Genomic DNA, 22,306 nt, shown 5'->3' on the forward strand with positions numbered 1-22,306 from the left:
AAGACTGATCCGGTCTTTGAACAAGCATCTGAGCCGGCATCCTGCCCGAATCACGCCAGCACTGGCTAGCCGAAAGCCCCGTAATCATTGGGTTTCCGACGAAAGCCTTACGTTTATCGGTTCACCTAAAAAGACCTTGCAATAGATGTATTACGGTATACCATCAGACCTACAAGCACATAAAAAACGCGTCACACCACCCGAGGACCGTCCAATGATCGATGCCGCCATCTACAAACAAGTCATGGGTTCGTTCCCGTCCGGAGTGACCGTGATCACCACCCTGGATGACGACGGGCAAATCGTCGGCCTGACCGCCAGCGCCTTCAGCTCGCTGTCGATGGACCCGGCCCTGGTGCTGTTCTGCCCCAACTACAGTTCCGATTCCTACCCGGTCCTGATCAAGAACAAACGATTTGCCATCCACGTGCTTTCCGGCGGCCAGCAAAACGAAGCCTATGCTTTCGCGCGCAAAGGCAAGGACAAGGCCCAGGGGATCGAGTGGACGTTGAGCGAACTGGGCAACCCGATTCTGGCCAACGCCACGGCGGTCATCGAATGTGAGTTGTGGCGCGAATATGAAGGCGGTGATCACGCGATCATGGTCGGCGCGGTGAAGAACCTGATCGTGCCCCAACAGAGCAGCGGGCCACTTGTGTATTGCCACGGCAAGATGGGCGCCCTGCCCGTTCTGGCCTGATTTGACATTTCGGCTGCAGCTATCCAGTATTATGGTATACCAACAATCATCAATGCCCTGCGCCGACGGGCCAATAACAATAGATCCGAGGTAAGCGTCATGAAGTTTTCCCTGTTCGTACACATGGAACGTTGGGACGAAAGCGTCAGCCACCGCCAGTTGTTCGAAGACCTGACCGAGCTGACGCTGATGGCCGAGGCCGGTGGTTTCAGCACCGTATGGATCGGCGAACACCACTCCATGGAATACACCATCTCGCCAAGCCCGATGCCGTTGCTGGCTTATCTGGCGGGCAAGACCACCACCATTCACCTCGGTGCCGGCACCATCATCGCGCCGTTCTGGCATCCGCTGCGGGTGGCCGGTGAATGCGCGTTGCTCGACGTGATCAGCAACGGGCGCATGGAAGTCGGTCTGGCCCGTGGTGCCTACCAGATCGAGTTCGACCGCATGGCCGGCGGCATGCCGGCATCCTCCGGTGGCCAGGCGCTGCGGGAAATGGTTCCGGTGGTGCGCGCACTGTGGAACGGCGACTACGCCCACGACGGCGACATCTGGAAGTTCCCGACCTCCACCAGCGTGCCCAAGCCGATCCAGCAGCCGAACCCGCCGATGTGGATCGCCGCCCGCGACCCGGACTCGCACAACTTCGCCGTGGCCAACGGCTGCAACGTCATGGTCACGCCGCTGATGAAAGGCGACGAAGAAGTCCTCGACCTGAAGAACAAATTCCAGGCCGCGCTGGACAACAATCCTGGCGTGCCGCGCCCGCAATTGATGGTGCTGCGTCACACCCACGTGCACACCGCTGACGATCCACAGGGCTGGGAAGTCGGGGCCAAGGCGATCTCGAAGTTCTACCGCACCTTTGATGCCTGGTTCGGCAACAAGACCACCCCGGTCAACGGTTTCCTCGCGCCGAGCCCGGAAGAGAAATTCGCCGGTCGCCCTGAGTTCGAGCTGGAAAGCCTGCACAAGACCGCCATGATCGGCACCCCGGAAGAAATCATTCCGCGCATCAAGTACTACCAGGAACTGGGGGTCGACGAATTCAGCTTCTGGTGCGATAACAGCCTGCCCCACGCGGAAAAGAAAAAATCCCTGGAACTGTTCATCAAGCATGTGGTGCCAGCGTTCCGCTGATTGCGCCGTCCTGCTGCAGCACACCTCAACTGTGGGAGCGAGCCTGCTCGCGATGGACGCTAACGATAACGCGCGCCATCTGAATGACCGCGTTGTCCAGAGTTTTTCGCGAGCAAGCTCGCTCCTACAGGGGTCGATTCCAATGATGACTGGTCGTCTCCCACCACTCGCCCTTCCCTCCGGCGCCGCGCGGGCTTACCTGCGCGGTGAATGGACCGCTTCGCACCTGCATTTCAAGCGCCTGCGCGCCAGCGTTTCGGCCAAGCAGAACGGCTTCTGGCAAATAGTTCACTGAGCCCACCCGAACAGCCAATCACGCACCCCGCGTCTCGCCATTGCATGGCGCGTGCGGTGCATCGTGTTTCGCCTTTGATCAGGTTTGCCCAATGAACAATAACAACGCGCTGTTGATCATCGACATGCAGCAGGAGGACGGCTTCGTCCTGGAAAACTTCGACAGGGTGGTCGCCCATACCGCCGCCCTGCTCGATACCGTCCGCCGTCAGCGGATGCCTGTCATCTATACCCGCCACGTCAATCAGGCCGACGGCAGTGACCTGCCCCGAGGCGAACCTCTGGCCGCCGACGGTGGCCCCGGCAGTTACCGCGCCGGCACCCGGCAAGTGGAAATCATCGAGTCGCTGACGCCGCAGCCCGGTGAATTGATCATCGACAAGGGCCGTTACAGTGCCTTTCACCGCACCGACCTCGACGCCCGACTCAAGGCAATGGAGGTCGACACGCTGATCGTCTGCGGCGTGCTGACCGACGTCTGCGTGCTCACCAGCGTGTTCGATGCCTTCGCCCTGGGTTATCGCGTGCGCCTGGTCAGCGATGCCTGCACCACGACCACCGAGGCCGGGCATTACTCGGCCCTGCTGATCATGGCCAACTGGGTCTACGCACTGGAAATCCTCACCACGACCGAGTGCCAGCGCGACCTGGAACACCGCGATTACATCAGCCTGATCCCCGAGCGTCCGGACCTGTTTGCCCACCAGCCCCATGAGCTGCAAAGCACCATCGCCCGTCTGCAATCCCGTCTCGTCCGGACTCAGGAGTGATCGCCATGCAAGTTGAAAAAAGAAGCATCGATTTCATCCCCGAGACCGAACGCCACGGCAAGCCGGGTTCGCTGTTCTATATCTGGTTCGGCGCCAACATGAACATCACCACCATCGCCTCCGGCGTGTTGCCGGTGGTGATGGGGCTCAACCTGTTCTGGAGTGCGTTGGCGATCATCATCGGCTCGTTGCTGGGGGCGATTTTCATGGCCTCCCACTCGGCCCAGGGACCGAAGCTGGGCATTCCGCAAATGATCCAGAGCCGGGCGCAATTCGGCGTGTTGGGGGCGGTGTTGCCGCTGCTGTTCGTGATGCTGATCTACTTGGGCTTCTTCGTCAGCAACACCTTGCTCGCGGCCCAGGCACTGGAGTCCGTCAGCCCGCTGCCGATGTCCGGCAATATCTACCTGATCGGCGCGTTGTGCTTCGTCGTCGCGCTCTATGGCTATCGGTTGATTCACCGCTTGCAGAAGCTGCTGTCGATTCTGTCGCTGGTGGTGTTCGTGGCGGCCACGGTGCTCGCCTTGCAGTTGCCGATCCCGGCCGAACAATGGCTGCCAACGGGCTTCTCGTTGTCGAAGTTCCTGGTCGCGGTGAGCATCGCCGTGACCTGGCAACTGTCCTACGCGCCTTACGTCGCCGACTACTCGCGCTACCTGCCAAGCAGCACGCCGACCGCCCAGGTATTCTGGTACAGCTATGCCGGCACGGTCAGCGGTGGCGCGTGGATGATGATTCTCGGGGCGATCCTGAGTGTCGGTATCGGCGATTTCTCCAGTAACGTCGGCGGGCATGTCGCCGGTCTGTTCGGCGCTGGCGCGGTGCTGCTGTTCGCCTTCATCGTCTACGGCCAGGTGTCGATCAACGTGTTCAACCTGTACGGCGCGTTCATGTCGACCATCACCGTGATCGAACCTTTCGCCCGGCTCAAGGTGACCCCGCGAGTACGCGGTGTGTTCATGCTGCTGATCAGCCTGGTGGCCACGGCCCTGTGCACCATCAGTCAGGACGACTTCATCAACTTCTTCCTCAACTTCATCTTCTTCATGAGCTACTTCCTGATCCCGTGGACGGCGATCAATCTGGTGGACTACTACTGCCTGCGCAAAGGCCAGTACCGGATTGACGACATCTTTGACCTGAACGGGATCTACGGACGGGTCAACCGGATCGCCTGCGGCAGTTTCCTGCTGGCGATTGCCCTGGAAATTCCGTTCATGAACACCACGCTGTACGTCGGCCCGGTGRCCACGGCGCTGGACGGGGTGGATCTGACGTGGATCGTCGGGTTGGTAGTGCCGGCGTTGAGTTATTACTGGCTGATGAAGCTCGGCAAGCGAGCGCCGATGATGGAGTCAGCAGCCGACTGATTTTCAGGCAAAAAAAATCCCAGGCAGCTGATGGACGCCCGGGATTTAAAAATGCATAAACCGTGGTGGTGAACGCGGCGCGGATATTACGGAATATTTCGGCCTGTAACAAGATATTTTTATTCACCATCCAGTTACTAAACGTTCTAACCCCTTCAATATCCACATGTTTTCAAAGGGCAACTACAGGAACCAGCGATACTCCCGCGCGCTGATGTCATGCAGAAATGCCAGATGATCCTGACGCTTGTTTTCGCAGTAGACGTCCACGAACTCCGCCCCCAAGCCTTCGCGCAGCACTGAATGACTTTGCATGGCCTGCACCGCTTCGAGCATTTCCAACGGAAAATCGATGCCACTGCTGCGGTCTTCGTTGAGCGGTGCAATCGGCTCGCGCTCCCCTTCCAGGCCTTGCTCCAACCCCACCAGAATCGCCGCCAACGCCAGATAGGGGTTGGCATCGGCGCCCGCCAGGCGATGTTCAATGCGCAGGTTCTTGATGTCCGACTCCGGAATGCGCAAGCAGGCATCGCGATCCTCGAAGCCCCAACTGGCGCGGGACGCGACGTTCACCGTGGCGCTCAAGCGGCGCATGGCGTTGTGGTTCGGAGCAAAGATCGGCATGCAGTGCGGCAACACCTCCAGGCATCCGGCCACCGCATGGCGCAGCGCCCGCTGGCCGTTCGCCGCCAGCAGGTTGTTGCCGGCCTGGTCATACAGGCTGACATGCACGTGCATGCCGCTGCCGGGGTGCTGCAGGTAGGGTTTGGCCATGAAGCTGGCGCGGTAGTTGTGCTTGAGCGCCACGCCCCGGGTACTGCGGCAGAACAGGGCGGCCCAGTCGGCGGCACGCAGGCCGTCATCGCAATGGCCGAAGTTGATTTCGAACTGCCCCGGGCCGAGTTCGGCGGTAATCACCGTGGCATCGATGCCTTGGGCTCGCGCGGTCTCGACCATTTCATCGAGTACCGGGGCGAAGCGCGACAAGCGTTCGATGTGCATGTTCGGCTGATCGTCGGCATCACCGGTCAACGCATCACGGGGGAACTGCGGCAAGCCGTCCTTCAGGTGACTGTCGAACAGGTAAAACTCCAGCTCGAAGGCCACCACCGGATGAATGCCCTTGCGCTTGAGCCGTTGCAGCACCTGCGCCAGCACTTCACGGGGTTCGAATTCGATGGGTTTTTCCGTGCCGTCGGAGGTGATCAGCATCTGGCCCAAGGGCTGTTTTTCCCAGCTCACCAGCTTCAGCGTGCCGGGCACCAAACGGCGCAGCGCGTCCGGGTCACCATCGTTGAAGCAGTAATCACCGATCTTGAACAGCCCGCCCTGGGTGCCGAGCAGCACGCAGTTTTGCGGCAGCTTCAGTGCACTGCCGGCAGCGACTTTTTCCAGCATCTCGATCGGGTAGCGCTTGCCGTAGAAATGCCCTGGAATATCCAGGGAGATCAGGTCGACGTAACGCACTTCGGGGTTGCAGTGGCGGAAGTTGCGAACCTCGGCCAGCAGATCAGAGCACACAGCATCCATCGATTTGTTCCTTGTCGTTATCAGGTGTAAACCCAAAGCACGCGGGTCAGTTGGTCGGACCGGTTGCCGTAGCGGCAGTGCGCATGGCTGGCCAGTTGAAAGCTGTCGCCGGGATGCAGGGTCACCGGTTCGTTGTCGCCGAGCCATAGGGTCAACTGCCCTTCCAGGACGTAACCGCCCTGCTCCGAGCTGTCCTTCATGTGTCGGTCACCGCTGCTGGCGCCGGGTTCGAGCTGGCTTTCGAGCATCGAAAAGGACGCGCGCATTTTTGGCGAAACGAGGATGTCGGTGATGCCGTCGGCGTAGTACAGCGTGCGGCGCTCGTCCGGGCGGGTGACCCAGGACAAGGCCATGGGTTTGGGCAGGCTGTAGAAATAGGTGGTCGGCACGCCGAGGGTTTCGCTGATGGCGGTCAAGTCCGCTACCGTCGGGCGCGACAGGCCGCGCTCGACCTGGGACAGAAAACCCACGGAGCGACCGATTTTGTCCGCCAGTTCCTTCAGGGTGTACTTTTTGTGTTTGCGCAGGTCCTGGATCAGGATCGCCAGCGCCGAGATTTCTTCTTGCATGTCCATCTTGAGGCTTCCAGAAAGTGTCGCTTCAAATGCTGTCGCGCAGTCGATACCAGGCCTTGCCGATGGCTTCCAGCGGCGCGGCCAGGTATTTGCCGCCGGGAAAACTGCCGTTGTTCAGGCCCTGGTACAGGGACAACTCGTCGGGCTGACCGAGGATCGCGTCGGACACCGCCCGCGCCGCGGCCAGTGTCGGCAACACGCCATGCCCGGAATACCCCTGCATCCAGTAAAGATCGCCGCGCCGTCCGATATCCGGCGTGCGTTTGAGGGTCAGATCAATGTGTCCGCCCCAGGCAAACTCCAGATCGACGCCGGTGAGTTGCGGGAACACGCGCTCCAGGAACGGCCGGGTCGCCGCGGCGATGTCCTTCGGCATCCCGCCCAGGTAAGTGCAACCACCGCCGAACAGCAGGCGGTTGTCCGGGGTGCGGCGGAAATAATCGAGCACGAACTGGTTGTCGGTCACGCATACATTGCTCGGCAGCAGCGCCGTGGCCTGGTCCTTGGTGAGCGGCGCAGTCGCGACCTGATAGGTCCCGACCGGCAACACGCAACTCGCCAGTTGCGGGTCGAGCCGGTCGAGGTAGGCGTTGCACGCCAGCACCAGCACATTGGCACGAATACGACCGCGCTCGGTGGTCACCACAAACCCGTCGCCCTCCTCGCCATAGCTCAGCGCCTTGCTTTGCTCGTGGATGCGGCCACCGGCGCGCTCGATTGCATCGGCAAGGCCGAGGGCCAGTTTCAGCGGGTTCAAATGCCCGCCTTCGGGATCGAACAGGCCGGCCTGATAACGCTCGCTGGCAACCCACTGCGGCAAATCGCTGCGCTCGATCAATTGCAGTTTGTCGTGGCCCCACTTGTGGCTGGCCTCGTGTTGCCACTCCGTCAGCAGTCCGACCCGACGCGGCATCACCGAAGTCCAGAGATGGCCGGCGCGGTAGTCGCAATCGAACCCATGGCGGCCGGGCAAATCACGCAACTCGCGTGCGGCCCAACGCATGCCGTCCCACAGTCGCCGCGCCCGTTCGTAACCCAGCGCCGCTTCCAACGGTGGCATGTCGCACGACCAACCGAGAATCGCCTGCCCGCCATTGCGCCCCGAAGCGGCCCAGGCCACCCGGCTGGCTTTGAGCAAGGTCACGCGCTTGCCGGCCAGCGCCAGGCGCAAAGCCGTGTGCAAACCACTGAAACCGGCCCCGATGATCAGCACTTCGGTGTCTTGCTCACCCTCCAGTGCGGCTCGATTGACCAGACGATCGGCGCAGGTGTGGGCGTAATAGCTGGCAACGTGTTGGTCGGACTGCTGAAACATGCAAGCCTCATGAAATTTTCTATTTATAATTTCATGAAAAAATACACGGTAAATTTCACGCAGGCAAATGGCGCGCAAAAAAAACCGGATGCACACCAGACATCCGGTTTTTTCTCGATTCGGCGAAAAACGGTCGGCGACCGATTTTCACTCTCTCGCGCTTACAAGCAATCACGCACGATTTTGCGCAGGTCGCCGGACTTGGCCCAAGGTGGCCCCTGATACAGCGATATCCGGCTGCCGTCCTTGTACTTCACGATATCCAGCACTTCGTCAGCCGTGATCACGCTGGGCGCGGTGATGCGGTATCCGTTGGATATCGAAACCTGGGTGGTATTCGCTACTTCCTTTTGCCAGGCCGGCAAAACGCACGCCGCATACTCTTTTGGCGCCTTCGTGCTGTGCTTGCTGACATTCGGCTMGCCCGGTACCAGCGACGCCGGCAACGAACACCCGGCCAGCAATGCCAGAGCGACTCCCCCCATCAACATCCGCATGCTGCTTCCTCAAATTCGAAAAAAGAAAATGTAGCTTGCCGTCGTCCTTACATCCAGCCCCAACGATTCAGCGACAGTCATTGATATCGCTTCCCTCGTTTAGTTCCTTGCGTTCGGATAAGCCATCCATCTTTCTTGGGCAGGACAGCGTATTTTCTCGTTCACTTTCAATTCCCGACCAAAGGAAACCCCGCTGATTCAGACGAACACAACATCCGGCCCGGTAAACAGGTCTAAAATTCCGGAGTGAAGAGTTCAGGAGGTCGTCATGTGGCTTAACGAATCGGAACAGGAACTTCGGCGTGATCTGCAAGGGCTTGCGTCAGATTTGCGCTGGTCGGCTGTGGAGCTGTTGCGCATCGAGCAGCAATTGCGCCTGCTCGGGAACGACGTCGACGCACAAGCCGTTCAGAAACTGTGTGCTTTGTTTCAGGGTGATGAAGCAAAACTGTCCGGCTATGCCGAGGAAGTGAAAGCCAAGGTCATTAGCCGCAACAAGGCTCAATAGCGGGAGCGCTGCCATGAACAGGCCTCTATTCACGCTGGTCGTCGCACTGACCGCGTTGGCAGGCTGCAGCACCAACTCGATCTACCAGGAGCAGCCGCTGGTTGCGAAAGTCGACACCGGCATGAGCCAGGAGCAAGTCCGGCAAATCGGCGGCCAGCCCTTGGCGGTCACTGATCGTACCGTCGAACCCGGTACGTGCTTTGACTACAAACTGACTCAGTCCGGCCATCAACAAACTTACAATGTCAGCTTTGACGGCCGGGGCATGGTCGACCACAAAAGCTTTATGACGTGCGCGGAATGGAGCCACATGCAACAAAAGGCCCGAGAACCCTCCCGCCCCAGCGGAGGCGGCGGCTACTAGCGCCCTTAAGGACTTTGTAGGAGCGAGCTTGCTCGCGATGGTCGTCAACGAAGACGATGTAAGCCTGACACCCCGCGATGCACTCAGGTTCATCGCGAGCAAGCTCGCTCCTACAAGAGATTACCGGAGAACCGGGGCCTCGGGCTGGACTTCACTTTGCTTGATGGCTACGCGCAGGCCTGCCAGCACGAGCCCTGTAGCCGGGCAGCGACGCGGCAAACGCCAGTGCTTCTTCCCGACTGTCAAATGAAGCCAGTCGGTCACCCTGGGTACATACCCGCCAGGGGCCGTTGCTCACTCTGAGTACCTCATAGCCATTCATGTGCATTTTGTTCAGCATCGGAACGCTCATAGTCACCTCCTCCTGGGCAGTGATATCAGGTTGACTTGCTTACCTTACACCCACCCTTCTCCAAAATACCGACCAGACATCGCCATGAAGATTCCCGAATCCGGTTGCACTTGGACCCTAACCCTTGGCCAACGCCGTCGCTGCCCTGTCGATCAAGGCCGCCACTTCGGCGGGCATCGACGCCAGGGACGCATGGCTGGCAGTCAAGGTCAGAATCTCCCGGGCGTTCAGCCGCTCAGCCATCCATTGCTGGTTTTGTGGAGCGATCATCCGGTCCCCGGTCGAAATCTGATACCACGATGGTTTTTTCTTCCAGGCCACCGTGCCAATAGTGTCACCGAAGGTACTCGCCAGCGGCGCTTTCTGGGTGAGGCCCATGACCAACCCTTCGGTCGCCGGCAGGTCCTGACAGAAGCTTTCGTGATAGAGCTCTGGCTTGACCCACAGGTAACCGTCGCTATCGGGCGCCAGGTTGGCCGCCGCCGCTGGCAGATGCCGTTGGGTAATGCCACCGGGGCTTTCACCAGCGTCCGGCGCAAATGCGGCGATATACACCAGGCCCACCACATTCGGCAAATCACCCGCTTCAGTGATCACCGCACCGCCATAGGAATGCCCCACCAGCAGCACCGGCCCCGGCACCTGGGCGACCATCTTGCGCGTACGCTCGGCATCCTCGGCCAGCGAAGTCAGCGGTAACTCGACGGCACGAATGTTCGTGTCACCCCGGCTGAGCAATTTGACGATGACCTTGTTCCAGTGGGCAGCGCCGCCCCAAAAACCATGGACCAGCACGATCGTGGGTTTGTCACTCATCACCATGACTCCGTTGTTTGCGGATGGGGTTGTCTGTCGCTCGCCTCAGCCCTGATCGCCGCCGCCCACGGGCATGACCATGCCGGTGATATAGGACGCTTCGTCGCTGGCCAGAAACAGAATAGCCCCCGCCTGCTCATCCAGGGTGCCGTAGCGTTTCATCAAACTGCTGTCGAGGGTCTGGTCGACGATCTGCTGGTACCAGAGCTTTTCCTGCTCGCTCTGCTCGGCACCGTTGCGGGGTATGCGTCGCGGCGGTGCTTCGGTGCCGCCAGGTGCAGTGGCGTTGACCCGCACGCCACGACCGGCGGTTTCGAATGCCAGACAAGCGGTCAATGCATTCACCCCGCCTTTTGCCGCGCCATAGGGCACGCGGTTGAGGCTGCGGGTGGCGATGGAGGATACGTTGACGATCGCCCCGCTGCCCTGCTCCAGCATGAACGGCAGCGCGGCATGGCAACACCACAAGGTCGGGAACAGCGAACGGCGAACCTCGGCCTCGATCTGCGAGGCTTCATAGTGCTCGAACGGCTTGGCCCAGATCGTCCCGCCGACGTTATTGACCAGCACGTCGAGGCGATCGAAGCGCTCGACGGCGGTTTGCATCACCCGACAGCATTCCTCGTATTGTTCAAGGTCGGCGGTCAGGGCTAATACCTGGGTGGTCGCAGCCAGTTGTTGCTGCACTTCGAATACCAGGTCGGAGCGATCCACCAGGATCAGCTTCGCCCCTTCGGCGGCCATACGCTCGGCCACCCGTCGCCCGATGCCTTGGGCAGCGCCGGTGATCAGTGCGACTTTTTCTTGAAATCTGTTCATGTGTACCTCATGACGAAAATTGGCACCCCGGACGAAACAAGGCCTGTGGGAGCGAGCTTGCTCGCGATGGGGCCGGAACATTCAGCATTGATGTTGCCTGGCAGGACGCTATCGCGAGCAAGCTCGCTCCCACATTGGGTCTTTGCCAACACCGGGAGTTCGTGCACGACTCAAGCCGCGCTGGCAGCAAACTTTTCGTAGTAGAAGTTGGCCGGTGCGATGCCTTGTTCGCGGATGAACTGGCTGACGGCCTCGACCATCGGCGGCGGGCCGCACAGGTAAACGTCGACGTCGCCATCGTTCAAATGCTTTGGCTCGATGTGCTGGGTCACGTAGCCCTTGAGCGGGTGCTGACTCTCGGGGCTGGCGACGCAAGCGCTGAAGGTGAAGTTGGGGATGCGCGCGGCGAAGGCTTCGAGGCGGTCGACTTCCACCAGGTCGAAATCGTGGGTCACGCCGTAGATCAGATGCAGCGGATGATCGCTGCCCTGCTCGGCGATCTTCTCCAGCATCGCGGTGAACGGGGCCAGCCCGGTGCCACCGGCCAACAGCAACAGCGGCCGACGGATGTCGCGCAGGTAAAAGCTGCCCAAGGGACCTGCCAGGCTCATGCTGTCACCGGCCTTGGCCATGCCGGTCAGGAAACTGCTCATCAAGCCACCGGGCACGTTGCGGATCAGGAAGCTGACCTCGCCGTCGCGCTGCAACGAGCTGAACGAATAGGCACGGGTCTGCTCGCTGCCGGGGATCCCCAGGTTCACATATTGCCCCGGCAGGAACGCCAGCTTGCTCAAGGCCTCGCCCTTGATCGACAGCGCGATGGTGCTGTCGGACAACTGGCGCACGGCGCTGATGGTCGCGTCGTAGCAGGCCTGACGGGTGCGGCAAACCTGCGAGGAGGTCGGTACGCGCACCACGCAATCGCTTTGGGCGCGCATCTGGCAGGTCAGGACAAAACCCTGCTCGGCCTCTTCAGGGCTGAGGGCGTCTTCGATGTACTCCTCACCCAAGTCGTAGGTGCCGGCTTCGGCAAAACACTTGCAGGTGCCGCAAGCGCCGTCGCGGCAGTCCAGCGGAATATTGATGCCTTGGCGGTACGCGGCATCGGCCACCGTTTCGCCGGCATTGGCGTCGATGAATCGGGTGACGCCGTCTTCAAAGTTGAATGCAATGGAATGGGTCATGACGGCCGCCTCACAGGTGGTAAACATYGATGACCTGACGAACGTAGTCGTTCTTCAGGATCACTTTCTTGGCCTTGATCAACGGGTTTTCACCGCGCACATCGAGGGTGTAGAAACTGCTGCCGAAATAGCTGTCGACGGTCTTGTAGCGAAAACTCAGGGTGTGCCAGTTGAAGCGCACCTTGCACAGTCCGTCGGCCTGTTCGAGCAGCTCGATGTTGCTGATGTTGTGGGAGGTGCGGGTGTCCGGCACGCTGGCGCTGGAGCGCTCGGTCTTGATGCGAAAGATGCGGTCTTCAAGGCCCGTGCGGTTGCCGTACCAGATCAGCGAGATTTCCCGCTGCGGGTCCTCGGTCAATTCGTCGTTGTCGTCCCAGGACGGCATCCAGTACGTCGCGTCGGGGGCGTACATTTCAAGCCATTCGTCCCACTGCCGGTCGTCGAGGTAGCGCGCTTCGCGGTAGAGGAAATCGCGCACGCTGTCGTAGGTGATGGTCATTGCACGTCCTCCACGGCGATCAGCTTCGACTGCTCGGCCGCCAGGGCCTTGAGCATGGTCTGCTGCCAGTATTTGTGTTGCAGCACGAACAGGCCTTCGTCTTCGGTGCGTACGCCGCTGAGCAGCGGGTGCAGGTCGATCTCTTTGGCGGCCTCGTCAGCGCCTTCGATCCAGTGCTCGGCACCACGGGACATGTCGTTCCAGGTGGTGACGCTGCCCTGATAGCTGGTCTGGCAGGAACGGAATTCCTCCAGGTCGTCCGGCGTGGCCATGCCACTGACGTTGAAGAAATCCTCGTACTGGCGAATGCGGCYGGAACGGGCGTGGTCGCTCTCGCCTTTCGGGGCGATGCAGTAGATGGTGATTTCCGTGCGATTGACCGAGATCGGCCGGGCGATGCGGACCTGCGAGCTGAACTGGTCCATCAGGTACACGTTGGGGTACAGGCACAGATTGCGCGAATTCTCGATCATCCAGTCGGCGCGGGCCTTGCCGAAGTCTTGCGCCAGTTCGTCGCGACGCTCGTACAGCGGACGGTCTTCCGGGTTGGCCCAGCGGGTCCAGAGCAGCATGTGGCCCTTGTCGAAGGAATAGAAACCACCACCCTGCTTGGCCCAGCTGCCGGCGCTCATGGTCGGATTGCTGTCGCCGGCCTCGCGCTGCTTGCGCTGGTTCTGGGTGGCCGCGTAGTTCCAGTGCACGGAGCTGACGTGGTAGCCGTCGGCGCCGTTTTCGGCGGTGAGTTTCCAGTTGCCTTCGTAGATGTAGCTCGAAGAACCCCGCAGCACTTCCAGGCCATCAGGCGACTGGTCGACGATCATGTCGATRATCTTCGCCGACTCGCCCAGGTGTTCAACCAGTGGCAAAACGTCGGCTTTCAGGCTGCCGAACAGGAAGCCACGATAGGACTCGAAACGCGCAACCTTGGTCAGGTCGTGGGAGCCTTCGCAGTTGAAGCTCGCCGGGTAACCGGCGTTGGCCGGGTCCTTGACCTTGAGCAGCTTGCCGGAGTTGTTGAAGGTCCAGCCGTGGAACGGGCAGGTGTAGGAGCTCTTGTTGCCGGACTTGTGCCGGCACAGGGTCGCGCCGCGATGGCTGCAGGCGTTGATGAAGGCATTGAGCACACCGTCCTTGTTGCGCGCGATGAAGATCGACTGGCGCCCCATGGTGGTGGTGTAGAAATCGTTGATGTTGGGGATCTGGCTTTCGTGGGCCAGGTACAGCCAGTTGCCTTCGAAGATGTGTTCCATCTCCAGGTCGAACAACCGGGGGTCGGTGAACATCTCGCGCTTGCAGCGATAGAGGCCCTGCTCGGGATCGTCTTCAAGCAGGGAATGCAAATATTCAGGTCGCAGGGTCATGGCCGCCGCCTCCATTGTTATTGTTCAGGCAGGGCCATGCTAGGACGGGGGGTCAGGCTGGAGTATCCGCGGGGTGCAGACCTTTATCCGTTTTGTGCAGTCACTGGTGGTGTGTCAGGCGCCATCAATGGTGAATGTGCCGACCCCATCGTCGGAACGCCGCCCGGAGCAAGCTCGCTCCCACAGGAGCGAAGAAATCCCTGTGGGAGCGAGCTTGCTCGCGATGGCGCCAGACCAGACAACATCAAACTTGAAGGTCTCAATGCCGACGCTTGAGGGTATCGGACGGCAATTCGCCGAACTGCTTGCGATAGCTGTCGGAGAACCGGCCCAGGTGCAGGAAGCCGTAATCCATCGCCACTTCGGTGACGTTGCGCACGTTGCAGGTCGGGTCGCTGAGGCAGGCGTTGATGCGTTCCAGGCGTTTCTGGCGCTGGTAGTTTTTCGGCGTAAGGCCGGCATTGCGCTCGAACAGTCCGTACAACGAGCGCAGGCTCATGTGCGCCTGGCGCGCCAGTGCTTCGCTGTCGATGTCCTGCTTGAGGTTATTGGCGATGTAATCGGCAATCGCCTCGAAGGTGGCGGTCTGCGAGCCCGGTTCGAGGCGGCAGACATTGGTTTTCATCAGGCTGAGCATCTTGCTGACGATGATCTGCGTGTAATGCTCCTGCACCCTGGGGATCTGCTCGGTGGATTCAGCCTCCTGGCAGATCATCGCCAACAGGTTGACGAAACCTTCCAGTTCATTGAGCTGATAACGGTTTTCCAGAAACCGCACGCCCTGCCGCGGATAGCGCCAGCGCTGCTCATCGCAGACCGATTCGAACAAGCGGGTCGGGACTTTGAGGATGAATTTTTCGCAATCGGCGGAGTACGTCAGGTCCACCGGATCATCGGGATTGATCAGCAGCAATTCGCCGGGAGCGAAGTAATGTTCCTGGCCGTGGCCACGCCACAGGCAATTGCCGCGCAGCAGCACTTGCAGGTGATAAATGCTGTCCAGCGCACCGGACGTCACGCGCACGCTGGCACCGTAGCTGATGCGGCACAAGTCGAGGCTGGCGAACTTGCGATGATCAAGGCTGGCCAGCGGACTGCCGGCGCGGGGCATGAGAATGCAGTGGTTGCCGACGTGCTGATTGACGTAGCCCGACACCGCATAAGGGTCGGCATGGTCGAATACTCTGCTGCGCTGACTCAACAGTTGAGCTTGCATCATCGGGTCACTCTGATTGTTGTTATGAGTTGCTTCAGTTCATTCTAGAACCGAAACACTTGTAGGAGCGAGCTTGCTCTCGATGGACTTGAGAACGCCACGTTTAGCCAGCAAACACGCGTYATCGTTAACGACCATCGCGAGCAAGCTCGCTCCTACAGGATTTTGCGATCAGTCTTCCAGTGCGCGAACCCGCTCGTGGCGCTGCTGCTCTTCAGGCTGGGCGGTCGACTGCAAGGTGAAGTCGAACTCGATTTCGGCAAAGCGACCGCTCACACCATGGGCCGCCGCGCGCTGCTGATCGTCACTGAAGGTGATCCTGGCGATCAATTCGTCACGGGTGGCGTAGGCAAAATCGTCGTGCAGGTACTGATCGCCGTCGAGGTTGATCTGGGTGGTCAGGTGGCGATGATCCGGCGCGGAAATGAAGAAGTGCACGTGCGCCGGACGCTGGCCATGACGGCCCAGTTGATCGAGCAGTTGCTGGGTCGGACCGTCCGGTGGGCAGCCGTAGCCCGACGGCACGATGCTACGCAAACGATAGCGGCCTTCGGCGTCGGTCACGATGCGGCGGCGCAGGTTGAATTCCGATTGCGTGGTATCGAAGTACGAGTAGGTGCCACCGGTATTGGCGTGCCAGACGTCGACCACGGCGCCAGCCAAAGGTTCGCCAGCTGTGTTGAACACGCGGCCTTGCATGAACAGGGTCACGCCCGGATCGACGCCATCGTCGAGTCGCGCTTCGCCTTGCGACAGCGGCGCACCGGCCACGTACAGCGGGCCTTCGATGGTGCGCGGCGTGCCGCCGGACTTACCGGCCTGTTCGTCTTCGGCGTCCATCAACAGGTCGAGGTAATGCTCCAGCCCGACACCGGCCACCAGCAGCCCGGCTTCCTGGCGCGCGCCCAGCACGTTGAGGTAGTTGACGGCTTTCCAGAATTCTTCCGGGGTCACGGCCAGGTCTTCGATGATGTTCACCGAATCACGCAGGATGCGGTACACCAGCGCCTTGGTTCGTGGGTTGCCGGCGTCGTTGAGCAGGCCGCTGGCTTCTTCGAGAAATTTCTGGACTTCGGCAGTGTGGGAAATCTTGACGTTCATTCTGGGTTCCTCATCTTGTAATTATTAGCGTAGCGCGCTGAACAGGCTGGACTCAGCGGTCATCGTCACGGATGGAAGAAGGATGCCGGCACATCGCGTCGATCTCGATGGCCATGTACGGAAACAGTGGCAATTGCATCAGCAGGTCATGCAGCTCCTGAACGCTGTCGACATCGAACACGCTGTAATTGGCGTAGTGCCCGGCGATGCGCCACAGGTGGCGCCACTTGCCCTGCTCTTGCAGGCGCTGGGCCAGGGCTTTTTCGTCAGCCTTGAGTTTGGTTGCCGCTTGCGGATTCATGTCGACCGGCAGGTTCACGGTCATTTTTACGTGGAACAGCATAATGCTCTCCTCAGGCTCGATGAATGGTCTTGTCGCGGCGGAAGAACGCCAGGCGCTCTTCATCCAGGCTCAGGCCCAGACCCGGTGTATTCGGCACGTGCAGTTCAAAATCGCGGTACACCAGCGGTTCGCTGAGAATGTCTTCGGTCAGCAGCAACGGGCCGAACAGCTCGGTGTCCCACGCCAGTTTGTTCAGCGTGACGAAGGCATGGGCCGAGGCCATGGTGCCCAAGCCACCTTCAAGCATGGTGCCGCCGTACAGGGCGATGCCGGCTGCTTCGGCGATGGAGGCGGTACGCAATACAGCGCGTGGGCCACCGTTCTTGGCGATTTTCAGGGCGAACACCGAGGCCGCGCCTTCGCGGGCCAGGTTGAACGCATCTTCCACGCATTCGATGGATTCGTCGGCCATGATCGGCGCCGGGCTCATGGCGTTCAGGCGAGCCATGCCGGCGCGGTTGTTGCGCGAGATCGGCTGTTCGATCAGGTCGATGCCGTTGGTGCCGAGGATCCGGCAGGCGCGAATCGCGACCGCTTCGTCCCAGGCCTGATTGACGTCGACCCGCACACTGGCGCGGTCACCCAGGGCCTTCTTGATGGCGATGACGTGGGCCAGGTCGCGGTTGACCTCACCGGCGCCGATCTTCAGTTTGAAGATGCGATGGCGACGCAGGTCGAGCATTTTTTCCGCTTCGGCGATGTCTTTCTCGGTGTCGCCGCTGGCCAGGGTCCAGGCCACGGGCAGCGCGTCGCGAACACGGCCGCCGAGCAATTCGCTGACCGGCAGGCCGAGGCGTTTACCCAGGGCATCGAGCAGTGCGGTTTCAATACCGGATTTGGCGAAGGTGTTGCCGCGGATGCTGCGCTCCAGGCGCAACATGGCAGCGTTGACGTTGTTGCTGTCCTGGCCGATCAACAGCGGTGCGAAGTGCGTGTCGATGTTGGTCTTGATGCTGTCCGGGCTTTCATTGCCGTAGGCCAGGCCACCGATGGTGGTGGATTCGCCGATGCCTTCGATGCCGTCGGCGCAACRCACACGAATGATCACCAGGGTCTGGTTCTGCATGGTGTGCATCGCCAGCTTGTGCGGGCGGATGGTCGGCAGATCGACGATGATCGTCTCGATCGACTCAATGGCTGTTGCAAGCATTTCGATACCCGTCAGGTTCTTGAAGTTCTGGAATCGATTCTCGTACGGCTTTTTTCGCGATGCCAATATAGAATTGGTCTGACTTGATACCTTAAAGGTATGCAACTGATCAGCATCTGGAGGCTCCATGGAATTGCGTCACCTGCGTTATTTCCAGGTATTGGCTCAAACCCTCAACTTCACCCGCGCCGCAGAGCTGCTGCACATCGCCCAACCGCCCCTGAGCCGGCAGATCCAGCAACTGGAGGACGAACTGGGGGTGATGCTGCTGGAGCGCGGCCGACCGCTGAAGCTGACCGACGCCGGGCGGTTTTTCCATGAGCACTCCACCGCCCTGCTCGAACAACTGAACAAGGTCTGCGACAACACGCGGCGTATCGGGCTGGGTGAGAAAACCTGGCTGGGGATCGGCTTTGCGCCATCGACACTGTATGGCGTGCTGCCGGAACTGATCCGCCGCTTGCGCAGCGGCGAGCCGCTGGAGCTTGAACTGGGGCTGTCGGAAATGACCACGTTGCAACAGGTGCAGGCGCTCAAGGCCGGGCGCATCGACATCGGTTTCGGCCGGATCCGCATCGACGATCCGGCCATCGTCCAGACCGTGCTCACCGAAGACCGCCTGGTCGCCGCCCTGCCCGCCGGGCATCCGCTGCTCGCCGGTCCCATCAGCCTGCGGGAGCTGGCAAAGGAACCCTTTGTGCTGTACCCCGGCAACCCACGGCCGAGTTACGCCGACCATGTGATTGCCCTGTTTGAGTCCTATGGCGTGCGCATCCACGTCGCGCAATGGACCAACGAGCTGCAAACGGCGATCGGCCTGGTGGGGGCAGGCATCGGGGTCACGCTGGTGCCCGCCTCGGTGCAGTTGCTGCACCGCGACGACATCGGTTTCACACCATTGCTGGAAGACAACGCCACCTCGCCGATCATTCTCAGCCGACGGGTGGGCGATGTGTCGCCGGGGTTGAACCATTGTTTGCGGATGATAGATGAGCTGCTGCCACCGGCAATTTAAGGCAGTAAATACCTGTGTCGAGGGAGCTTGTCGGAACCCCGCGCCGCCCCGCTGGGCTGCGTAGCGGCCCTATCTGCACGTTTTCTAATGGGCGTTCCCGCCCCAGATCCAATTCCAGAACCCCGGCAACTCGACCGGCTGCGAAACGTCGCGCACGGTTCGCGCCATGGCAGCCCGCAGCAATGCGGCCTGATCCTCGTAAAACGGCTTGTCCGCGGTTTTCACCCCGGTCTCCCGGGCGCTGTCGAGCAGWATCTGCAGGTATTCGCGGGTTTGCCGGGCGGTATAACGGTTGAGGTCGTGGAAGGTCACCACCACCGGAATCACCCCATCGACCACCGGCAGTTCGCCGCGGGCAATGCGTTCGCGGACTTCGGACATCGAACGCAGCATGTGCGACCGGCGCCGGGGGCTGGCGTTGAAGCCCCAGATTTTGCCGTCATTGGCGCTCAAGTCCGTCAACAGCACATGCAGGCCATGCCGCTGATAAGCGGCGAAGGTGCGTTTGTCGTAGTTCCAGAATGGCGGGCGCAGCAAGGTTGGGGGTGCGCCGGTGATCGCCGCGATGTCGGCGCTGCCATCGGTCAGGGAATGCTCCAGCTCCTGGGGCTCCAGCGAGCGATGATTGGTGTGCCAGGGCGTGGCGGTGTGGAAGCCCAGGATATGACCTTCGGCGTGTTCGCGGCGCATGATGTCCCGGCCCAGCTCGCTGCCGCCAGCCCGCGGTGCGCGGGTTTGCACGAAGAACACGGCTTTGATGCCCGGTTGCAGTGGGTTTTGCGCCAGGCTCTCGAGCACCGTCACGGTCGGGTTCCACCAGCTCGATGCACTGGGACCGTCATCGAAGGTCAGCAGAAAGCGGATGGGGGGTTGCTCGTGCAAACGCTGCTCGGTCTGCGCAGTCATTTCGATCGGTGCTGCGATGCACCCCAGCAGACCCACTGCCAAGGCGCACACCGTTAAACACTTGAACAACTGTTTCATCTTTTGCCTTGGGTCAGACCATCAAGTCGATACTTCAATTGGCAGGAATCCTTCGCCCGTTCATCCGTCGTCAGCCCGCATCGAGACGGCGGGCCGAGGTTGGATAAGGTACACAGAGTTTGGTTCCAGTGCTTGCCAAGCCCGTTTCGTCGCCACCAACTAAACTGAAAAAAATGCTCAACCAGAGTGTCAGGTCATGTGCGGACGACTGTCGCAATACCGCGGGATTCACGACTTCGTGGCGGTGCTGAGCATCCCCGACGCGCTGATCAACCACGTCGGCAACGAACCCCTGGCGCACTATAACGCCGCGCCCACCACGCAACTCGCCCTGTTGCACCTGGAGAATGATCGGCTGCACGCCGATGCCGTGCGCTGGGGTTGGCGACCGCACTGGGCGACGGATCGCACGGAGCCGGTCAATGCCCGGGTCGAGAAAGTCGCCCACGGCCCGTACTTCCGGGCGATCTGGCCCCATCGCGCGATTTGCCCGATTGATAACTGGTTCGAATGGGTCGACGCCGGTGACGGCAACAAACAACCGTGGTTGATCCGGCGACGCAATCGGGCGCCGGTTTTCTGCGCGGCGATCGGTCAATACCCCATCGGCGGAGCCCCTCACAGGGAGCACGACGGTTTCGTCATCCTGACGGCCGACAGCGCCGGTGGCATGCTCGATGTGCATGACCGGCGACCGGTGGTGTTCTCCCCCGAGCTGGCGCGGGAATGGCTGGACCCGGCCACGCCCAAGGAACGAGCCGAGGAAATGGCGTTATCCCAGGGCGAGGTCAGTGAGGTATTTGAGTGGTACAAGGTCGATAGGGCCGTTGGCAATGTCAGGAACCAGGGCGCCGCGCTGATTAAAGAAATTCCATGAACCTATCAATAACGACAAAGCCCCACTCAGAAGGCGCAATGCTGTTCACTGTAGGAGCGAGCTTGCTCGCGATGGATTCAAGGGCGCCGCGTTTAGCCAGTAAACACGCGTTATCGTTAACGACCATCGCGAGCAAGCTCGCTCCTACAGATGTATTGGCGTGCCGGTCAGAACTTGCGGTCAGGCTCTGACAATTCCTTACCGTCGTCAGGATGCTTCCAGTCCGGTACCGAACGCTTCTGCTGTTCAATCTCTTCTTCCGTGGGTTCGTCCTCGTCTTCTTCCAGGTCCGGTTGCTTGGGTTCATTGGCCATGTTCACCTCGCTTCCTGAAGGGATCGGTCATCAATTTCAAGTTTAGATCAGTTCCCCTGCCCCGCTCAAAACCACCAGCGCAACAAAAAGAAGAAGCCCATGCTCAACAGCATGCTGAGCAACGTATTACGCGTGTAAAGCACCAGAGCGACCGCCACCAGTGAGCTGATCAGATAGGGATTGTCCCAGTGCAGGTTCAGCTGTTTTTCCGGCATGAACACAATCGGCCCACAGATCGCAGTCAACATGCCTGGCACGGCAAACCCGAGGAACTGCCGGGCGTTGCTGCTCAAGCGCACCGGCAGCCGCGGTTCCAGAAAAACGTAGCGGTTGAGGAACACCAACACGCCCATTCCGACAATCACTGCCCAGACCATCATGTGCGTCCACCGTAGAATTTATTGCAGACAAACCCGGCGGTCATGCCCGCCAGCCCCGACAGCACCAGCGCCGAGCCCCATTGCCAGTAACTGAACAACACCGAGCAGAACAGCGACACCGCCACGCACACTACGGTTGGCACGTTGCGTACCACCGGCGTGATCAGGGCAATGAAGGTGGCCGCGATGGAGAAGTCCAGGCCCAGGTGTTCAAGGCCCGGAATGCTGCTGCCAAGGACGATGCCTGCCAGGGTGAACAGGTTCCAGGCGATGTAGAACGTCAGGCCCACGCCCAGGGCGTACCAACGGTTGAACTGCTGTTTGTCGTGCTGGCTGGTCAAGGCGAACAGCTCATCGGTGAGCAAGAACCCCAGCCCTGCACGCCAGCGCCCCGGCAATGGCGAAATCACCGAGCGCATGCTCATCCCGTAGAGCAGATGCTGGGAGGTCAGCAGCAACGTGGTGAGCAAGATCGAAAAAATCCCGGCCCCCCCCTTGAGCATGCCGATGGCCACCAGTTGCGCGGCACCGGCAAACACAATACTCGACAGGCCCTGGCCTTGCAGGGGCGTGAGGTTGGCTTCGATGGCCATGGAACCAGCCAGCAAGCCCCAGGGCGCGGTGGCCAGGGACAACGGCATGATCGCTGCGGCGCCGCGCAAAAAAGCACTGCGCGGCATGATTGAGTTGGACATAACGCTCTACAGACAGGGAAAGACCCGGGACTTTGCCAGCAGTCGCGGCCGAAGGCTTGAACAATCTTGCTCACTGATACGACTGTGTGCCATTCATCGGCTGCCCGCTTGATTCACCAAAGTGGTAACAACAT

27 protein-coding genes are annotated in these 22,306 nt (G+C 60.5%); 9 read left to right on the top strand and 18 right to left on the bottom strand.

The features are described from left to right. The first annotated feature begins 214 nt into the window (after positions 1-214). From AC1DVH_RS11230 to AC1DVH_RS11250, 5 genes are all read left to right on the top strand, one after another. Complete coding sequence (locus tag AC1DVH_RS11230; RefSeq protein ID WP_477753854.1) at positions 215-700, top strand: flavin reductase family protein; 486 nt, start codon at positions 215-217, stop codon at positions 698-700. Positions 701-799: 99 nt separating this feature from the next. Further along, positions 800-1,843, top strand: coding sequence for an LLM class flavin-dependent oxidoreductase (locus AC1DVH_RS11235; protein WP_007982502.1), 1,044 nt, complete (start codon positions 800-802; stop codon positions 1,841-1,843). Positions 1,844-1,988: 145 nt separating this feature from the next. Beyond that, positions 1,989-2,138: a hypothetical protein gene (locus tag AC1DVH_RS11240; RefSeq protein ID WP_477753882.1), complete on the top strand. Its 150-nt coding sequence runs from the start codon at positions 1,989-1,991 to the stop codon at positions 2,136-2,138. A 91-nt stretch (positions 2,139-2,229) separates the two neighbouring features. After that, positions 2,230-2,907: a cysteine hydrolase family protein gene (locus AC1DVH_RS11245; protein WP_477753855.1), complete on the top strand. Its 678-nt coding sequence runs from the start codon at positions 2,230-2,232 to the stop codon at positions 2,905-2,907. Positions 2,908-2,912: 5 nt separating this feature from the next. Further along, on the top strand, positions 2,913-4,277 hold the full coding sequence (locus tag AC1DVH_RS11250) for a purine-cytosine permease family protein (protein WP_477753856.1): 1,365 nt from the start codon (positions 2,913-2,915) through the stop codon (positions 4,275-4,277). A gap of 183 nt (positions 4,278-4,460) precedes the next feature. On the opposite strand, the gene AC1DVH_RS11255 is transcribed toward AC1DVH_RS11250, so the two are convergent. The 4 genes from AC1DVH_RS11255 to AC1DVH_RS11270 form a co-directional block, all read right to left on the bottom strand. Next, positions 4,461-5,807: a glutamine synthetase family protein gene (locus AC1DVH_RS11255; protein ID WP_477753857.1), complete on the bottom strand. Its 1,347-nt coding sequence runs from the start codon at positions 5,805-5,807 to the stop codon at positions 4,461-4,463. 20 nt (positions 5,808-5,827) lie between these two features. Continuing rightward, positions 5,828-6,382, bottom strand: a complete 555-nt coding sequence (locus tag AC1DVH_RS11260) for a helix-turn-helix domain-containing protein (protein WP_477753858.1) — start codon at positions 6,380-6,382, stop codon at positions 5,828-5,830. Between the two features lie 25 nt (positions 6,383-6,407). Beyond that, positions 6,408-7,697, bottom strand: coding sequence for an NAD(P)/FAD-dependent oxidoreductase (locus tag AC1DVH_RS11265; protein ID WP_477753859.1), 1,290 nt, complete (start codon positions 7,695-7,697; stop codon positions 6,408-6,410). A 161-nt stretch (positions 7,698-7,858) separates the two neighbouring features. Further along, on the bottom strand, positions 7,859-8,194 hold the full coding sequence (locus tag AC1DVH_RS11270; protein WP_477753860.1) for a hypothetical protein: 336 nt from the start codon (positions 8,192-8,194) through the stop codon (positions 7,859-7,861). A gap of 268 nt (positions 8,195-8,462) precedes the next feature. On the opposite strand from AC1DVH_RS11270, the gene AC1DVH_RS11275 reads away from it, so the two are divergent. Beyond that, on the top strand, positions 8,463-8,702 hold the full coding sequence (locus AC1DVH_RS11275) for a hypothetical protein (RefSeq protein ID WP_477753861.1): 240 nt from the start codon (positions 8,463-8,465) through the stop codon (positions 8,700-8,702). A 13-nt stretch (positions 8,703-8,715) separates the two neighbouring features. Beyond that, on the top strand, positions 8,716-9,066 hold the full coding sequence (gene osmE / locus AC1DVH_RS11280) for an osmotically-inducible lipoprotein OsmE (RefSeq protein WP_477753862.1): 351 nt from the start codon (positions 8,716-8,718) through the stop codon (positions 9,064-9,066). Positions 9,067-9,217: 151 nt separating this feature from the next. Here osmE and AC1DVH_RS11285 read toward each other — a convergent pair whose 3' ends face one another. The 10 genes from AC1DVH_RS11285 to AC1DVH_RS11330 form a co-directional block, all read right to left on the bottom strand. Further along, complete coding sequence (locus tag AC1DVH_RS11285; protein ID WP_477753863.1) at positions 9,218-9,418, bottom strand: DUF2188 domain-containing protein; 201 nt, start codon at positions 9,416-9,418, stop codon at positions 9,218-9,220. Between the two features lie 117 nt (positions 9,419-9,535). Beyond that, positions 9,536-10,234, bottom strand: coding sequence for an alpha/beta hydrolase (locus tag AC1DVH_RS11290; RefSeq protein ID WP_477753864.1), 699 nt, complete (start codon positions 10,232-10,234; stop codon positions 9,536-9,538). Between the two features lie 45 nt (positions 10,235-10,279). Further along, positions 10,280-11,053: a 1,6-dihydroxycyclohexa-2,4-diene-1-carboxylate dehydrogenase gene (locus AC1DVH_RS11295; protein WP_477753865.1), complete on the bottom strand. Its 774-nt coding sequence runs from the start codon at positions 11,051-11,053 to the stop codon at positions 10,280-10,282. 170 nt (positions 11,054-11,223) lie between these two features. Beyond that, complete coding sequence (gene benC, locus AC1DVH_RS11300; RefSeq protein WP_477753866.1) at positions 11,224-12,237, bottom strand: benzoate 1,2-dioxygenase electron transfer component BenC; 1,014 nt, start codon at positions 12,235-12,237, stop codon at positions 11,224-11,226. A gap of 10 nt (positions 12,238-12,247) precedes the next feature. After that, complete coding sequence (gene benB, locus AC1DVH_RS11305; protein ID WP_477753867.1) at positions 12,248-12,736, bottom strand: benzoate 1,2-dioxygenase small subunit; 489 nt, start codon at positions 12,734-12,736, stop codon at positions 12,248-12,250. After that, positions 12,733-14,097, bottom strand: coding sequence for a benzoate 1,2-dioxygenase large subunit (benA, locus tag AC1DVH_RS11310; RefSeq protein WP_477753868.1), 1,365 nt, complete (start codon positions 14,095-14,097; stop codon positions 12,733-12,735). The genes benB and benA overlap by 4 nt, the downstream gene beginning before the upstream one ends. A 259-nt stretch (positions 14,098-14,356) precedes the next feature. After that, a complete protein-coding gene (locus AC1DVH_RS11315; protein ID WP_477753869.1) occupies positions 14,357-15,316 on the bottom strand; it encodes an AraC family transcriptional regulator in 960 nt (319 codons plus the stop codon). Positions 15,317-15,484: 168 nt separating this feature from the next. Continuing rightward, the gene (gene catA / locus AC1DVH_RS11320; RefSeq protein ID WP_477753870.1) at positions 15,485-16,414 is read right to left on the bottom strand and encodes a catechol 1,2-dioxygenase; all 930 of its coding nucleotides are present in this window, start codon (positions 16,412-16,414) and stop codon (positions 15,485-15,487) included. A 52-nt stretch (positions 16,415-16,466) separates the two neighbouring features. Beyond that, on the bottom strand, positions 16,467-16,757 hold the full coding sequence (gene catC, locus AC1DVH_RS11325) for a muconolactone Delta-isomerase (RefSeq protein ID WP_477753871.1): 291 nt from the start codon (positions 16,755-16,757) through the stop codon (positions 16,467-16,469). A gap of 10 nt (positions 16,758-16,767) precedes the next feature. Beyond that, positions 16,768-17,907, bottom strand: a complete 1,140-nt coding sequence (locus AC1DVH_RS11330; protein WP_477753872.1) for a muconate cycloisomerase family protein — start codon at positions 17,905-17,907, stop codon at positions 16,768-16,770. Positions 17,908-18,034: 127 nt separating this feature from the next. On the opposite strand from AC1DVH_RS11330, the gene AC1DVH_RS11335 reads away from it, so the two are divergent. Next, positions 18,035-18,922 carry a LysR family transcriptional regulator gene (locus AC1DVH_RS11335; protein WP_477753873.1) on the top strand — a complete coding sequence of 296 codons (888 nt, stop codon included), beginning with the start codon at positions 18,035-18,037 and terminating at the stop codon, positions 18,920-18,922. 84 nt (positions 18,923-19,006) lie between these two features. Here the strand turns inward: AC1DVH_RS11335 and AC1DVH_RS11340 are convergent, their stop codons facing one another. Next, positions 19,007-19,906, bottom strand: coding sequence for a polysaccharide deacetylase family protein (locus tag AC1DVH_RS11340; RefSeq protein ID WP_477753874.1), 900 nt, complete (start codon positions 19,904-19,906; stop codon positions 19,007-19,009). 196 nt (positions 19,907-20,102) lie between these two features. Here AC1DVH_RS11340 and AC1DVH_RS11345 point away from each other — a divergent pair, with 196 nt between their 5' ends. Continuing rightward, positions 20,103-20,783: an SOS response-associated peptidase family protein gene (locus AC1DVH_RS11345; RefSeq protein ID WP_477753875.1), complete on the top strand. Its 681-nt coding sequence runs from the start codon at positions 20,103-20,105 to the stop codon at positions 20,781-20,783. 167 nt (positions 20,784-20,950) lie between these two features. On the opposite strand, the gene AC1DVH_RS11350 is transcribed toward AC1DVH_RS11345, so the two are convergent. From AC1DVH_RS11350 to AC1DVH_RS11360, 3 genes are all read right to left on the bottom strand, one after another. Continuing rightward, entirely contained in the window at positions 20,951-21,097 is a 147-nt protein-coding gene (locus AC1DVH_RS11350; protein WP_008051909.1) for a hypothetical protein, read from the bottom strand. Between the two features lie 65 nt (positions 21,098-21,162). Next, a complete protein-coding gene (locus tag AC1DVH_RS11355) occupies positions 21,163-21,474 on the bottom strand; it encodes an AzlD domain-containing protein (protein ID WP_177413237.1) in 312 nt (103 codons plus the stop codon). Beyond that, positions 21,474-22,172: an AzlC family ABC transporter permease gene (locus tag AC1DVH_RS11360; RefSeq protein WP_007978998.1), complete on the bottom strand. Its 699-nt coding sequence runs from the start codon at positions 22,170-22,172 to the stop codon at positions 21,474-21,476. The genes AC1DVH_RS11355 and AC1DVH_RS11360 overlap by 1 nt, the downstream gene beginning before the upstream one ends. Between the last annotated feature and the right edge of the window lie 134 nt (positions 22,173-22,306).

The sequence above is a fragment of the Pseudomonas sp. P4_C3 genome (assembly GCF_056402075.1).

Coding starts and splice junctions, on each gene's coding strand:
- AC1DVH_RS11360 (WP_007978998.1), bottom strand. CDS start 22,172: ATGTCCAACTCAATCATGCCGCGCAGTGCTTTTTTGCGCGGCGCCGCA.
- AC1DVH_RS11355 (WP_177413237.1), bottom strand. CDS start 21,474: ATGGTCTGGGCAGTGATTGTCGGAATGGGCGTGTTGGTGTTCCTCAAC.
- AC1DVH_RS11315 (WP_477753869.1), bottom strand. CDS start 15,316: ATGATGCAAGCTCAACTGTTGAGTCAGCGCAGCAGAGTATTCGACCAT.
- AC1DVH_RS11290 (WP_477753864.1), bottom strand. CDS start 10,234: ATGAGTGACAAACCCACGATCGTGCTGGTCCATGGTTTTTGGGGCGGC.
- AC1DVH_RS11260 (WP_477753858.1), bottom strand. CDS start 6,382: ATGGACATGCAAGAAGAAATCTCGGCGCTGGCGATCCTGATCCAGGAC.
- AC1DVH_RS11350 (WP_008051909.1), bottom strand. CDS start 21,097: ATGGCCAATGAACCCAAGCAACCGGACCTGGAAGAAGACGAGGACGAA.
- catA (WP_477753870.1), bottom strand. CDS start 16,414: ATGAACGTCAAGATTTCCCACACTGCCGAAGTCCAGAAATTTCTCGAA.
- AC1DVH_RS11335 (WP_477753873.1), top strand. CDS start 18,035: ATGGAATTGCGTCACCTGCGTTATTTCCAGGTATTGGCTCAAACCCTC.
- AC1DVH_RS11255 (WP_477753857.1), bottom strand. CDS start 5,807: ATGGATGCTGTGTGCTCTGATCTGCTGGCCGAGGTTCGCAACTTCCGC.
- benC (WP_477753866.1), bottom strand. CDS start 12,237: ATGACCCATTCCATTGCATTCAACTTTGAAGACGGCGTCACCCGATTC.
- AC1DVH_RS11235 (WP_007982502.1), top strand. CDS start 800: ATGAAGTTTTCCCTGTTCGTACACATGGAACGTTGGGACGAAAGCGTC.
- osmE (WP_477753862.1), top strand. CDS start 8,716: ATGAACAGGCCTCTATTCACGCTGGTCGTCGCACTGACCGCGTTGGCA.
- AC1DVH_RS11265 (WP_477753859.1), bottom strand. CDS start 7,697: ATGTTTCAGCAGTCCGACCAACACGTTGCCAGCTATTACGCCCACACC.
- catC (WP_477753871.1), bottom strand. CDS start 16,757: ATGCTGTTCCACGTAAAAATGACCGTGAACCTGCCGGTCGACATGAAT.
- AC1DVH_RS11345 (WP_477753875.1), top strand. CDS start 20,103: ATGTGCGGACGACTGTCGCAATACCGCGGGATTCACGACTTCGTGGCG.
- AC1DVH_RS11230 (WP_477753854.1), top strand. CDS start 215: ATGATCGATGCCGCCATCTACAAACAAGTCATGGGTTCGTTCCCGTCC.
- AC1DVH_RS11295 (WP_477753865.1), bottom strand. CDS start 11,053: ATGAACAGATTTCAAGAAAAAGTCGCACTGATCACCGGCGCTGCCCAA.
- AC1DVH_RS11285 (WP_477753863.1), bottom strand. CDS start 9,418: ATGAGCGTTCCGATGCTGAACAAAATGCACATGAATGGCTATGAGGTA.
- AC1DVH_RS11245 (WP_477753855.1), top strand. CDS start 2,230: ATGAACAATAACAACGCGCTGTTGATCATCGACATGCAGCAGGAGGAC.
- AC1DVH_RS11240 (WP_477753882.1), top strand. CDS start 1,989: ATGACTGGTCGTCTCCCACCACTCGCCCTTCCCTCCGGCGCCGCGCGG.
- AC1DVH_RS11275 (WP_477753861.1), top strand. CDS start 8,463: ATGTGGCTTAACGAATCGGAACAGGAACTTCGGCGTGATCTGCAAGGG.